The sequence below is a fragment of the Streptomyces yunnanensis genome, assembly GCF_029011865.1.
GTDB classification, from domain to species: Bacteria; Actinomycetota; Actinomycetes; order Streptomycetales; family Streptomycetaceae; genus Streptomyces; species Streptomyces yunnanensis.
In genome coordinates this window covers 3,019,720-3,031,716 of sequence record NZ_CP095749.1, presented here as the reverse complement: position 1 = coordinate 3,031,716, position 11,997 = coordinate 3,019,720, and the positions used below count along the sequence as shown (strand labels likewise).

At 66.0% G+C, this 11,997-nt stretch carries 14 protein-coding genes; 8 read left to right on the top strand and 6 right to left on the bottom strand.

Features of this window, described 5'->3' with window-relative positions:
- Nucleotides 1-74 precede the first annotated feature (74 nt).
- The 6 genes from MOV08_RS13080 (at nucleotide 75) to MOV08_RS13055 (ending at nucleotide 5,757) form a co-directional block, all read left to right on the top strand.
- Entirely contained in the window at nucleotides 75-395 is a 321-nt protein-coding gene (locus MOV08_RS13080) for a WXG100 family type VII secretion target (RefSeq protein WP_039632274.1), read from the top strand.
- A 125-nt stretch (nucleotides 396-520) separates the two neighbouring features.
- A complete protein-coding gene (locus MOV08_RS13075) occupies nucleotides 521-814 on the top strand; it encodes a WXG100 family type VII secretion target (protein ID WP_039632272.1) in 294 nt (97 codons plus the stop codon).
- Between the two features lie 335 nt (nucleotides 815-1,149).
- A complete protein-coding gene (gene mycP / locus MOV08_RS13070; RefSeq protein WP_275307571.1) occupies nucleotides 1,150-2,427 on the top strand; it encodes a type VII secretion-associated serine protease mycosin in 1,278 nt (425 codons plus the stop codon).
- Entirely contained in the window at nucleotides 2,420-2,728 is a 309-nt protein-coding gene (locus MOV08_RS13065; RefSeq protein WP_275307570.1) for a hypothetical protein, read from the top strand. The genes mycP and MOV08_RS13065 overlap by 8 nt, the downstream gene beginning before the upstream one ends.
- Nucleotides 2,729-2,817: 89 nt before the next feature.
- Complete coding sequence (locus tag MOV08_RS13060) at nucleotides 2,818-4,308, top strand: hypothetical protein (protein WP_275307569.1); 1,491 nt, start codon at nucleotides 2,818-2,820, stop codon at nucleotides 4,306-4,308.
- An 87-nt stretch (nucleotides 4,309-4,395) separates the two neighbouring features.
- Nucleotides 4,396-5,757: a S8 family serine peptidase gene (locus MOV08_RS13055; RefSeq protein ID WP_275307568.1), complete on the top strand. Its 1,362-nt coding sequence runs from the start codon at nucleotides 4,396-4,398 to the stop codon at nucleotides 5,755-5,757.
- A gap of 169 nt (nucleotides 5,758-5,926) precedes the next feature.
- On the opposite strand, the gene MOV08_RS13050 is transcribed toward MOV08_RS13055, so the two are convergent.
- Together MOV08_RS13050 and MOV08_RS13045 are read right to left on the bottom strand one after the other, a co-directional pair.
- The gene (locus MOV08_RS13050; RefSeq protein ID WP_205366887.1) at nucleotides 5,927-6,139 is read right to left on the bottom strand and encodes a DUF397 domain-containing protein; all 213 of its coding nucleotides are present in this window, start codon (nucleotides 6,137-6,139) and stop codon (nucleotides 5,927-5,929) included.
- Complete coding sequence (locus tag MOV08_RS13045) at nucleotides 6,136-6,987, bottom strand: helix-turn-helix domain-containing protein (protein WP_205366888.1); 852 nt, start codon at nucleotides 6,985-6,987, stop codon at nucleotides 6,136-6,138. The genes MOV08_RS13050 and MOV08_RS13045 overlap by 4 nt, the downstream gene beginning before the upstream one ends.
- Nucleotides 6,988-7,108: 121 nt before the next feature.
- Here MOV08_RS13045 and MOV08_RS13040 point away from each other — a divergent pair, with 121 nt between their 5' ends.
- On the top strand, nucleotides 7,109-7,627 hold the full coding sequence (locus MOV08_RS13040) for an ATP-binding protein (protein ID WP_275307567.1): 519 nt from the start codon (nucleotides 7,109-7,111) through the stop codon (nucleotides 7,625-7,627).
- A gap of 116 nt (nucleotides 7,628-7,743) precedes the next feature.
- Here MOV08_RS13040 and MOV08_RS13035 read toward each other — a convergent pair whose 3' ends face one another.
- A complete protein-coding gene (locus MOV08_RS13035; protein ID WP_275307566.1) occupies nucleotides 7,744-8,760 on the bottom strand; it encodes a WXG100-like domain-containing protein in 1,017 nt (338 codons plus the stop codon).
- A gap of 74 nt (nucleotides 8,761-8,834) precedes the next feature.
- Complete coding sequence (locus tag MOV08_RS13030; RefSeq protein WP_275307565.1) at nucleotides 8,835-9,164, bottom strand: WXG100 family type VII secretion target; 330 nt, start codon at nucleotides 9,162-9,164, stop codon at nucleotides 8,835-8,837.
- Between the two features lie 760 nt (nucleotides 9,165-9,924).
- Between MOV08_RS13030 and MOV08_RS13025 the strand changes: the two genes are divergently transcribed.
- Nucleotides 9,925-10,419, top strand: a complete 495-nt coding sequence (locus tag MOV08_RS13025) for a hypothetical protein (protein WP_275307564.1) — start codon at nucleotides 9,925-9,927, stop codon at nucleotides 10,417-10,419.
- A 142-nt stretch (nucleotides 10,420-10,561) separates the two neighbouring features.
- Here MOV08_RS13025 and MOV08_RS13020 read toward each other — a convergent pair whose 3' ends face one another.
- A complete protein-coding gene (locus MOV08_RS13020; protein WP_275307563.1) occupies nucleotides 10,562-11,029 on the bottom strand; it encodes an RDD family protein in 468 nt (155 codons plus the stop codon).
- 446 nt (nucleotides 11,030-11,475) lie between these two features.
- A complete protein-coding gene (locus MOV08_RS13015) occupies nucleotides 11,476-11,877 on the bottom strand; it encodes a hypothetical protein (RefSeq protein ID WP_275307562.1) in 402 nt (133 codons plus the stop codon).
- Nucleotides 11,878-11,997: the final 120 nt, after the last annotated feature.

Sequence of the window (11,997 nt, the reverse complement as noted above, 5' to 3'; positions counted from 1 at the left end):
CAGGAGATGCCAACCGCGCACTGCCTCGCCGGCGCCGCGCGGCCGACGTACAAGTCTCATGGGGGACGTTGACCATGGCTGGTCAGTTCACAACCACGCACGAGGAGATGGTCGCGTTCAGCGGCAAGATCGACTCGGTCAACCAGTCGATCCGGGGGGAGATCCAGCGCCTGCAGACGGTCGTCGACTCCATCACCTCCGGCTGGAAGGGCCAGGCGGCCTCCTCGTACCACAACCTGCAGTCGCAGGTGAACGAGGACGCCAACCGGATCAACCAGCTGCTGGCTGAGATCAAGGAAGCGATCGACCAGACCACGGGCAACTACACCTCCTCCGAAGAGGAGCAGGCTCAGTCGATCTCGCACGTCACCGCCCAGGCTTCCCCGTTCGGATGATGAGGCCGCGCCGCTGACCCGGCGCACGTGCCCACCCCGCCGCGGCCTGGCAGATCGGTTCCGATTCCGGTCCGCCGCCACGGCATGTGAATCGACTAGACAGCTTCAACTCCTGAGGAGACCCCATGTCCGGCCAGATTCTGGTCAACTTCCAGACGATCAGCCAGGCGAGTTCCGACGTTCGTCAGACCGCCAACAATGTTCGCCAGCAGCTCGATGACCTCGAGGCCGGCGTCAAGCGGATCGCCTCCAGCTGGGAAGGTGCCGCGCAGGAGGGCTACCAGGCCCGCCAGCGTGAGTGGGACCAGCGTGCCCAGCACCTGCAGCAGACGCTCGAAGCCATCGCCAAGGCGCTGGACACGGCCGCTCAGAACTACCAGAGCACCGAAAGCAAGAACGCCAGCATCTGGAACGGCTGACCTCGCATCCCGCGAGGCCGCATGGCACAGACGGCACACGGCTGAGCAGCCCCCGACGGCTCGCACAGTGTCTATGAGGGCGAGCGCGCTGCACCAGTGCGCTCGCCCTTCTGCCGTCCGATGATGCCTCGGGGATGTCCCGGGGATGTCTCGGGTGACGCCTTCACAACCCTTCCTCCCATCGTCACCGATTCCTCACCCGCCGTTCCTCGATTCGGTCGCCTCCTCACCTCCTTTGTCCCTGTCGTCTCACCTCCTCCCTTCTCCTCCCATCTCCTGTCTTCCTGCAACCCCTCGTCTCGGCCCATCCAACCGCTATGGAGAGCAGAAAACCCGTGGGATCTCGCGCCATTGGTCTACGAACCGGGCATCGCCGCCGCGCGACGGGCGCCCTGGTCACGGCGGCGTGCATCGTCGGCCTGTCGAGTGCCGCCGCCGCACCGGCGGTAGCGGATACGAACACGCCGCTGCAGAGCGGTGAGTGCAAGTTCGGCACCGACGACATCAAGGAGACCCCCTGGTCTCTCCAGCGTCTGCTCACCAACCAGATGTGGGCGAGCGGCAAGGGCGAGGGCATCAAGGTCGCCGTCATCGACACCGGCGTGGACGCGGGCAACAAGCAGCTCCAGGACGCCATCGAGGGCCCCGGCAAGACGTACGTCGGCGGCAAGCCCACGCAGGACAAGGTCGGCCACGGCACCAAGGTCGCCGGCATCATCGCGGCCCGCCCCAGCGCGACCTCCGGTTTCTTCGGCCTCGCCCCCAAGGCCACGATCCTGCCGTTCCAGCAGACCAGCGACGAGAAGGCCGGCACCGCCGACACCCTCGCCAAGGCCATTGACGACGCGATCGCCGCCAAGGTCCAGGTCATCAACATCTCGCAGGGCGCCGACGCCAGCAGGGGCCAACTGGGTCTGCTTGAGCAGGCGGTGAAGAGGGCCCAGCAGGCCGGCATCCTGATCGTCGCCGCGGCCGGCAACAGCGGCGCCAGCGGCGAGGAGAAGAACATCTACCCGGCCGCGTACAGCAAGTACTACGACAACGTGCTCGCCGTCGCCGCCTCGGACCGCAACAACGAGCGCGCCGTGTTCTCCCAGCCCGGTTCCTTCGTCAGCATCGCCGCACCCGGCGTCGACATGGTCTCCACCGTCCCGCTCGGCGGCAACTGCGTCGACCAGGGCACCAGCTTCGCCGCCCCGTATGCCGCCGGAGCGGCCGCCCTCCTGATCGCCAAGCACCAGGACGACAAGGTCAAGTGGGGGCCGCGCGAGATCATCTGGCACCTTGAGCAGACCGCCGAGCGCGTCCGCCGGGGCCACGACGACTACATCGGTTGGGGCGTCATCGACCCGGTCGCCGCCCTCAACGACGACACCCGACCGACCGCCGCACCCACGCCGGACAAACCGTCCGATGTGGCCAACGGCTCCCAGATCCTGCCGGCCGTCGCCACCCTCGGCGAAACCACCGAGGAACGACGCGCCCGCATCTCCATCTTCATCGTCGGCGGCGGCCTTCTGGCCGTCGGCGCGGTCGTGGGCTCCTCGATCGCCCTGCGCGACTGGCGCCGCAAGACTGGATTGACATCACACGGGGAGGCCAAGCATGGCTGATCAATACGGCGTAAATCTGGACGCTCTCGACCAACTGGTGAAGGAGCTCAACCAGATCCTGAAGGACATGGGCGGTCCGAACGACAGGGCCAAGAACCAGACGTATCTGCCGGACAAAGCCCTGGGGAACTCATTCGGTGAGCAGAAGGACATGCACAAGGCTCATACCGAGATGCAGCAGTACATCCAGAACAACATCGTCAAGAAGATCACGGATCTGATCGACGAGTTCGGTCAGAAGTCCAAGAAGACGAAGGAAGCCTACGACGACGCCGAGCAGCGCAACACGACGCATCATTGACAGCGGCTCTGACGACGTTGACGGTTAGGTGAAGGAGAAGGGGGACGAGGGTGAGCGAAAACGCGGGCGGTGGGCCCACGGATCGGTACGTGGACACCAGGTTCTACACCAAGTTCAATCTGAACGATCTCGACGGACTGAAGAAGATGCTGGACGGCGCCAGCCATGAGACGGTCCGGGAGGTTGCACGTCACTGGCAGCTCCTGCATGACGAGTTGGTCGGCGAGGACGGCCAAGGCGGTCTTCAGAAGCGGTTCACCGACTCCGTGAACAAGGTGATGGAATCCTGGCACGGTGAAGCGGCCAACCGCTTCCAGAAGAAGGCTCAGGAAATCGTCCAGAACTTCCAGAACGGAGCGCCTTTCGCCGTTCACACGGCGAAGATGATGGCCGCGACGGCCGACGATCTCCAGAAGGCCATGGACAAGGTCACTCCGGTCCACGACGACTGGAACTGGAGCGATGATGTCTGGGGCGAGATGCCCTGGTCGGACCAGATCGACGATGACGATCTGAACGACATGCTGAAGAAGGGTGTCAGCACCAGCGGAGTCCTTGAGGCGAACAAGGACAACCTGTCGAGCCATCAGACGAAGCGGCTTGAGGCTGCGGTGGCCATGGAGACCCTCGGCACGGCTTACCGGACGCGGGCGTCGGGGTTGGCGAAGCCGGGGACCGGACCAGGGACAGGAATCGTCGACGACAAGCACAACGAACGCCCCGACCAGAAGGATCTGGGCGGCATTCCCATGCCCATGCCCACGGGCGGTGGGCTGGGAGGCGGCGGCGGGGCCGGGGGCGGCCTCAAGATCCCCACGCGGGGCATGAAGTCCGCGCCTCCCAAGATGCCCGAGATGCCCAAAACGCCGAACACGCCGGGCATCAGTGGCGGAATGGGGTCGGTGGGCTCGGTGAAGCCCAAGATGCCTGACGTGACGACCAACCTGGACGGTCTTCACGGTGGTGGCTCCGGCGGTCCCGGGGTCAAGATGCCTGGCGGCGGCGCAGGCGGCCTTCCCGGTGGCGGTGGTGGCGGTGGCCTCCACGCGCCTAGCGGCGGTGGTGTAGGCGGTATCGGTGGCGGTCTGCCTGGCGGCGGCATGGTCGGTGGAGCAGGTGCCGGCCGTGGAGCCGGCGGGCTGAAGGGCGGAGCGGGAGGCATCAAGGGCGGAGCCGGTGGCGCGGGTGCCGCTGGTGCCGGATCTCGCACCGGCCGTCCCGGTATGCCGGGTATGGGCGGTGCCCATGCCGGTGGCGCGGGCAAGGGTGCGGGCGCCAAGGGCGCCGGCGGCGCCGGTGGCCCCCAAGCTCGGCAGAAGGGCGGAATCATCGGGAAGACCGGTGGTAAAGCCAGCGGCGGAGCTCAGGGTGGCTCCGGTCTGCACCGCAGCCGCGGGGGAACCGCGGCCGGCGCCAACTCCGGCGGACGTCGCCCGGCAGGCATGATGGGCGGCGCCCATGGCGCCCACGGCGGCAAGGGCGAGGGCAAGGGGCAGGACGGAAGCCGTCCCGACTACCTTGTGGAGGACGAGGAGACCTGGACGCCGGAGCGTAATGTGGCTCCCCGGGTCATCGAGTAGGACCGGCCGGACAAGCAATCGGCAGACACGCTTGGGGCCCGCAGCTCTCGGGCTGCGGGCCCCACTCTGTGAGGAAGGTGTAATGGCATGAGCTTCACGCGGACGCTGCGTGCGGTGGGCGGCGCGGTAGTGGCGGGAGCGCTGCTCTTGGGCACCGCGCCGGTTGCTTCGGCAGACCAGATCAGAAACGAACAGTGGCCGTTGCAAAAGTTCGACGCTGAGTCGATCTGGAAGATCTCAACGGGCAAGGGGGTTACTGTCGCTGTCCTTGACACTCCTGTGGATGGGAGCCATCCGGACCTCACGGGCAGTGTTCTCCCGGGCAAGAACTTCGGCACGGGCAGCGGCCCTGCGAACCAGGGAACTGGCGACGACGCAGACCACGGCACGGCGATGGCATCGCTAATCGCTGGTCATGGGCACGGTGCGGGTGGAGCTGACGGCGTCAAGGGGCTCGCCCCAGATGCAAAGATCTTGCCCGTTGCCATCCCTGGCGTGAGTGACAAGTCTGGGCAAGAGATCGACTTCGCCCAGGAGCTGAGGTACGCCGTCGACCAAGGCGCCAAGGTGGTGAACATGTCGTTTGTCACTGGCCAATTGAGCGCTATTACTCCGGAAGAACAACAGGCCATTGATTACGCGCGTAAGCATGATGTGCTTCTAGTTGCTGGTTCAGGTAACGACGGCATCAGCACTCCCGCAATCCCAGCGGCGGCGCCAGGCGTTCTTGCAGTGGGGGCGGTGGACGACCACGGGGAGGTCTGGAAAAAGTCCAACTTCGGACCTCACGTCAAGCTGACTGCCCCAGGCGTGAACATCAGGTCGGCAACCCCCGTTGTGGATATCCACGGCAAGTACCGCCTGGCCGACGGAACGTCCGACTCCACCGCCTACGTCTCCGCTGCCGCCGCCCTTCTCCGGGCCAAGTTCCCGGACCTTTCTGCCGGCCAGATCGCGAACCGTCTGATCAAGACGGCCAGCCTCCCGGCGGACCAGCAAGGCATGACGCTGCCGGACCAGCACTACGGCTACGGCTCCATCAACCCTCTCAGCGCCCTGACCAAGGACATTCCTGCTGGCTCCAAGGACGGCCCGTTCCCCGCGGTGGGGGGTGGTTCGTCCGGCCCGTCTTCCGACCCCAGCAACGCTGCCGGTGACGATAACGGCAACCTGAAGATCCAGAGCCACAAGGGCCTGAGCACTCCCTTCATCATTCTCATTGCCGTCGTCGTGCTCGTCCTCCTGGTCATCGTCCTGATTGTGGTGATGGTGGCCAAGAAGAAGGGGCGTAATGGTCCGCCCCCCGGTGGTCCGGGTGGTTTCGGCGGGCCGGGTGGGCCCGGCGGTCCTGGCGGCTTTATGCCGAACCAGCAGCCGCCGTATCAGCAGCAGCCCGGTGCACCCGGCTCCTACCCGCAGGGGCCGCCCACGCAGCCGCCCGGCCGGTAAGGCTCTGGCGTAGAGCAAGCGGAGAAACAGCGGATATGGATTGGGGTCCGCGGCCTACGGGCTGCGGACCCCAATCCATTTGAGAGAAAGGCGCGTTCGGAACGCTGTGACTTGGGTGGGGCGGTGCTCTGCCCTCGTGTCGGAGGGGGCAAAGTACCCGCCGTCTCCCTCAGGTTGCCTGAACTATGGCGGAGCTGACGAATGCAGTCCAGGCGGCAGGGGACGCACTCAGCGCGCACCGTGTGAGGTCTTTCGAGTCGCGGATGTGCACGGCGGTGGCACGAGACGCTACCTCGATGCATTCGCCGCCGGAACCGGTGCTGTAGCTGCTCTTGAACCAGGCCGACTCGGGCACGGCCCGCGTAGTCTCTTCGATGTTCATGCTTCTCCCAGCAACTTCTCGACAAAAGCCAGCGAATCGCGGGGCGTGAGCGCCTGTGCCCTGAGGATCCCGTACTGTTCCTCAAGCTCCCGGACCATCTTCCGGTCCGTGTGCAGGCGGCTGTCCTTGTACCCCTCGACGTAGGCGATCCTCCGCCCTTCGCGCGTTTCGATCAAGGTGAAGGGGCCTTCCAGTCCAGCGTGCTCCTCGCGCTCGATCGGCATCACCTGGATCTCGACATTGCGGCGCTGGCTGTGCAACAGGACCTGTTCCAACTGCCCACGCATGACTGCCTTGCCGCCTAGGGGGCGACGGAGCACCGTCTCCTCGATGACGAAGCTGATCGTGGGCAGTGGTGGGCTACACGCGAAGATGTTCTGGCGGTCGAGTCGTCCCCTGATTCGCTGTTCGACGGTCTCTTCGTCCAGCAGAGGCCGCCACATGTTGAATACCGCCCTCGCGTACTCCTCGGTCTGCAACAACCCCGGCACTGCCTTCGTCCCGTAAACATGGAGCCCAACCGCCTTGGCCTCCAGCCGCGCCGCATCCCGGAAGAATGCCGGGTAGCGAGCCCGCGCCACCTCCTCCTTCATCTCGATGAGGACGCCGTGCGCTCCCAGGACCTCGTCCGCCTGGTCGATGAACTCGGGTGGCGGGATGCGCCGCCCCTGCTCGTACGAGGCGATGGTGGAGGGGGAGTAGCCCGTCCTCGCGCCGAATTCGGTGCGTTCCATGCCGGCCCATTCCCGCAGGCGCTTGAGCTGGCGTCCGAACACCTTCAGGATGCCCGACTCGGGCTCGTGCTCCCCGTGCTCGTTGTCGTCCGCCGTCTGGCCTTCGTCGTCCATGTCCGTTGCCTTCCCGGGGCTGATACCCGTCGCGTACCGGCGCTTCCCGGTACGTACAACGCACCGTGGTCAGCGCATCACTCCTCGTCAAAGGTATGTCGGTGACGGGAGGGTTGGGCCCATGAACAGCACAGTCCGCTCTTCCGGGGTATCTTCCCGAATCCGCGAAACCCACGCCGGAATCGGTGAGTTCGCCACGCGTTTCACTTCCACGCGGCGCGGTGCCCGGCTGGCCCGCCGGCTGACGTCGAACCGTCTCGACGAGTGGGGGTATCCCTACGACACCGAGATCAACGAGTCCGTTACCGCCATCGTCGGCGAACTCGCCGCCAACGCCGTACGGCACGGCCACGTCCCGGGACGGGATTTCGCACTGCGTCTGACGGTGTCCAGGACGGGCGGCACTCTGCGCTTCCGCGTCGAGGTGTCCGATACCCGTGGCGAGAGGCGGCCCACGGTCGCCTCGGGCGCAGCAACCGGGGCGGGGGCGGAGCAGGGCGGCGGGCTCGCGGAGAGCGGTCGCGGGCTACTGATCGTCGGGTGTCTCGCGACCGGATGGGGCGTGGTTCCGCGGCCGGGTGGCCCAGGGAAGATCGTGTGGGCGGAGTATGTCGTCGGGAGAGACGCGGCGAGGGGCTGAGGAGGACGACGGAAGTCGACAGCCTCCGGCTGGAGTTGGGCGGAAAGGCGACAGAGCCGCTGCGCTATCGGCCTGGGCGGTCGTAATGCAGCGGCTCTGGGGGGAGAGGCAGAGGATCAGCCGAAGACGTCCTCGATGCTGCCCTTGACCTTTTCCTTGACGGCGTCGGTGGCTCCCTGGTGACGGGTGGCGGCGCCGCCGGTGTGGGCGTCGGCCTGCTTCTGGGCTTGGTTCAGGCCGCGGTCGGTGAGGTCCTTCCGGGCGTGATCGATGTACGTCTTGGGATCGGTGAGTGAGTCCGCGCCCTCCTTGATGCCCTTGACGTATTCGCCGGCCTTCTCCTTGCCGATGTTGGCGGTTTCGTCCAGCTTGATGCCGTCGCGTTCGCCGAAGTGGGTCTCGATGCCCTGCTCGGCGACGTTCTGGGCCATCTCCTTGCCGGCTTCTTTGGCCTTCTCCTTGGCCGCGTCGACGACCTTTTCCTTGACGGTGTCCTTGACCGTTTCCTTGATCTGCTTCTTGGCGTAGTCCGTGACGACCTTGCGGGCCTCTTGGGAGACTGCCTTCTTCGCCAGCTTCTTGATGGCGTCCATGGTGGCGTGTTCCATGGCCTTGGTCGCCGCCTGCATGACCTCGTGCTTGATCTTGTCAAGGATCTGACGGACGATCAGGCGGGTCGCCTGAGTGGCGCCGGCCGCGGCGAGTTCGGACGTGCCGAAGGTGAAGGGGGCCGCAGCCTGCGCCGCGATGATTTCGGCGGCCAGCATGACGAGCTGGACGATGACCGCGATCTTGCCGGCGAGTACGGCGATGGCTGCCGCGTCAAAAGCGTCGGCGACGATCTCGGCGGCCATCGCGGCGTCGCGGAGATAGTGGTCCCCGGTGCTGCCGCCGGCGCCGCCGCCACCGTAGGCGCCCCACTCCTTGGTGAAGCCTTCGATGGCGTCACCGTTGTTGGCGGAGACGACCTGATTGGCTGCCAGAGAGCCCTGCTCTTGGGCCTGGTTCACCGATTCGGCGAAGTTGCGCCAGATCTGGGCGCATTCGTGGAGTTTGTCCTCGTCGGCGCCCGGCCAGTTGTAGCCGAGGAGGTTCAGCACCCAGCTGACCTCGCTTGGCAGTGTCAATGACACGGTGATCGTCCCCCGCGCGGTGGTAGTCGATTGCTGGTGATGGAGAGAGTGGAAGAGAAGGAAGCGGGGGTGTGTCAGATCTGCGGGCGGCCGACCGCGCTGATGGTGTGGATGCCCTGCTGGTCGGACTCGCTGTACGAACGGGCCATGGTCTCAAGCTTGTGACCGATGCCTTCGAGGCGCTCACCGAGGGAGTCCATCGACTTGAACATGCCGTCCCGGACGGGGACGTAGATCGTGTCGAAGAGATCGCCGAAGTCGCAGTCCTTCCAAGGGCTCTCCATGGACTTGAGGTCGTCCTGAAGCTTCTTCGACGCCTTGGAGAAATCGTTGCCGATGTGGACAAAGGCGTTTCCCTGTGTCCGCAGGACGTCCGGGTCTACGTCAAATTCCTGGCCGGCCATCATCGCCCCCGTCTTTCAGGTGCGCTCCGCACCTTGCTCGTCACGCCTAACGGTCTCACATTAGGCGATCCGTGTGCGGGCATGTCAAGGCGAGCGAACTGGCCGCCGTCCCAAGGGGCGTGGGGCACTGACGCCGGGATTTTGGTGAATTGGCCTGTCTAGGGCTTTGGTGAAAGCGCGTGGAATTCGCGAGTTTTGGGGTGATGGAGGTGGCGCGGCGTGGTTGGTACGTGAAGGCGGGGTGGACGGGGTGTGTGCCGGCGTCCGGTTATACGGTCCGGGACGGGCGGTGGTGGCGTCAACAGCGTTCGGCGTCAGCGTCGCGACAAGGGCTCCGTGCCGTCCGGTATTCCCGCCCATGGACATACCCGACGTGACCGAGAGCGATCATCCGGATCGGCGTGATCAGACACTCCCGAAGGGTGAGGGGCGTGGGAGTCGAACCGGGCCGACGTGACAGGGGAGTTGGGTGCTGGGTATCGGGCTGACGGCCGTGTCGGCGGCGAACGGGTTGCTGTTGCGCTGAGGGGCTGGAGTCGGGATGTGGATGAGAATGAGAGAAATGCCCCTGAATACCCGCCCCGCGCAGAGACGGAACTGTGGATCGTCGCGGTGGCGTCATCCTCTCCTGATACAAAGTTGAGAGCCGTGTGTCGAGATCCGAGGAGTTGCTGTGTGGTTCGGTAGGCGTCAGAAGGCGCAGGGGTTCGGAGTTCTGGTGCTTGCCGTGTCCTTCGCTCTGGCGGGATGCGGGACGGGAGTGAAGTCGACCGAGGGCATCCTGCCGCCGCGCGAGAACATGCCGACGGAGCTGAGTACGGTGACCAGCAAGCCGTCCACCGCAGCCCTGGCCCGTAAGAAGTGCAGCTCCACCCCGGACATGCCCTCGGGCTGGTGCAAGAGTGCTGTGGCTCAGGGGCATGTCGCGTACAGGAGCGGCGATGAGAGCAAAGGGGCTGTCTTCGATGTGGTCGCGTACGGCAGCGACAAGGCGGCCAGGGACGCCTTCCGGAAATGGACGCCCCCTTACCACCCGTCCAGACTTCGGAACTTGAACGCCGAGAAGTTCGGATCCGAGAGCGTGGCGTTCGTGGGTGTCGAGGGGGCGGCCCGGGGCGACCAGCAGGTCGTTGTCCACGAGGGGCACTACGTCGGCACGGTGAAGTACAGCGGGAGCGGCAAGCAGGACGCCCTCGACCCCACCTTGAGCAAGCTGTCGAAGATGTTCGCCGACCGGATGAAGCAGGAGGGTTAGCTCCGGGGCCGCCTTGCCCGGCGCCGGCAGTTCCCGCCCCCCGGACAGTTGCCAGGACCATCAGTTGCCCGGGTCTTCTAGAGACCAGGGGGCGAGGGCCGCGAGCCTTGGCGTCGCCAACGGCCGTGCCGGGGCCGGTGTGTTACTGCCAGCGGCGTTTGACGACCGCGGTGTTGGCGGCCCTGTCGTGCATGCACTGCCGGAACGGCTCGTTCCAGATGCAGGACAGTACGTTGATCAGGCCCAGGACCGGCACCATGCCGATGCCCAGATAGCACAGCCAGCGTCCCAGGGCGTGACCGAAGCCGAGCTTGTTGCCTGTTTCGACCTGGACGACGCGCAGGCCGCAGACGGCTTTGCCGATGGTGCCGCCCATCGCCGTCGTCAGCGGTTCGAAGAAGAGGATGACGAGCAGTTCCCAGGCGATGAGGATGAGCGCCACAGGCGTCCCGCGGGAGTCCTCGCCCTTGAGGCTGTACAACCAGGCACTCGTCGCAATCCAGACACCCAGGGTCAGCGTGCCGATGATCAGGGAGTCGATGAAGCGGGCGAGCAGGCGCATGCCGGGGACCGCGAGTGCCTGCGGGGGCGGGCCCTGAGGCCTGACCATCTGCGGCTGCAGGGGCTGCGGCGGGCCGTAAGGCGGCACTGGGGGCTGCGGCGGGCCGTAAGGCGGCATTGGCGACTGCGGCGGATACGGCTGAGAGGGTGCGCCCTGCGGCTGACCGTAGTGCGGTTGCGCGGGACCAAAGCCGGGACCGGACTGGTCAGATGGCGGCGGCGACTGGAAGGTACTCACGGAAGGCGATCCAAGCCGATGCCCCGGCACCACGACAACCTGGGATAGGTGAACTGGGCCGCGCCGACGGCCGATTGTCCCGTTTCCGTGATTTCTGGGCGATGTTGGGCTGCCATCCGCAGTGCCCGGAGCGTTGTTTCCTGAGAACGTCGACAGACGACTTCGGTGCAGCTTCCTCACGCAACGATCCGCCCTCCCCGAGCCGGACGCACCGGCCAGGCGAGAGCGGATCGTCTCCCCGATCCCGGCAGGGCGGCTCAGTGATGGCCGCGGCCGCCGCCGCGGCGGGGGCCGGTGACGAGGTTGAGGCTCGGGCCGTCGCGCTCGGCGCGCTCGCGGTCCTCCTCCTCGTCCTGCTTCTTCTGCCACTCGGCGAACTTCGCGCGGGACTCCTCGCGCTCGGCCGCCGTCTGGTTCTCGGCCGCGTGCCGGATCTGGTTCATCCGGTCGCCCAGCGCGTCCATGTAGCCGGGCGTCTCGATGGCTTCCTTCATGCCCATCCGGCCGGAGAGCACTTCCTGGGCCATCTCCTGGAGCTTGCCGCCCACCTTGGGGTTCTCCGCAAGCACCTTCAGCGCCTTCCGCAGACGGGCCGCCTGCTCATGGTCCTGGGCGACGTCCATCAGGTCCTCGTCCTGGATCTGCCGCTCATTGCTCATGTCTGCCCCCTTGTACGTGGTGGCACAGCAACCGCGCGTGCTGCACCGGCGTCATGAGTGTAATGACGGATGTGAACGAGGCGTCAAGGCGGGGTTGGCGGTATTGCCGGAAATTCCCCG

Bases quoted from the DNA above. Each gene is read 5' to 3' on its own strand.
- MOV08_RS13045 (WP_205366888.1), bottom strand. From the start codon at position 6,987: ATGGACGACGAAGGCCAGACGGCGGACGACAACGAGCACGGGGAGCAC.
- MOV08_RS13030 (WP_275307565.1), bottom strand. From the start codon at position 9,164: ATGGCCGGCCAGGAATTTGACGTAGACCCGGACGTCCTGCGGACACAG.
- MOV08_RS13020 (WP_275307563.1), bottom strand. From the start codon at position 11,029: ATGGTCAGGCCTCAGGGCCCGCCCCCGCAGGCACTCGCGGTCCCCGGC.
- MOV08_RS13075 (WP_039632272.1), top strand. From the start codon at position 521: ATGTCCGGCCAGATTCTGGTCAACTTCCAGACGATCAGCCAGGCGAGT.
- MOV08_RS13040 (WP_275307567.1), top strand. From the start codon at position 7,109: ATGAACAGCACAGTCCGCTCTTCCGGGGTATCTTCCCGAATCCGCGAA.
- MOV08_RS13065 (WP_275307570.1), top strand. From the start codon at position 2,420: ATGGCTGATCAATACGGCGTAAATCTGGACGCTCTCGACCAACTGGTG.
- MOV08_RS13080 (WP_039632274.1), top strand. From the start codon at position 75: ATGGCTGGTCAGTTCACAACCACGCACGAGGAGATGGTCGCGTTCAGC.
- MOV08_RS13055 (WP_275307568.1), top strand. From the start codon at position 4,396: ATGAGCTTCACGCGGACGCTGCGTGCGGTGGGCGGCGCGGTAGTGGCG.
- MOV08_RS13050 (WP_205366887.1), bottom strand. From the start codon at position 6,139: ATGAACATCGAAGAGACTACGCGGGCCGTGCCCGAGTCGGCCTGGTTC.
- MOV08_RS13015 (WP_275307562.1), bottom strand. From the start codon at position 11,877: ATGAGCAATGAGCGGCAGATCCAGGACGAGGACCTGATGGACGTCGCC.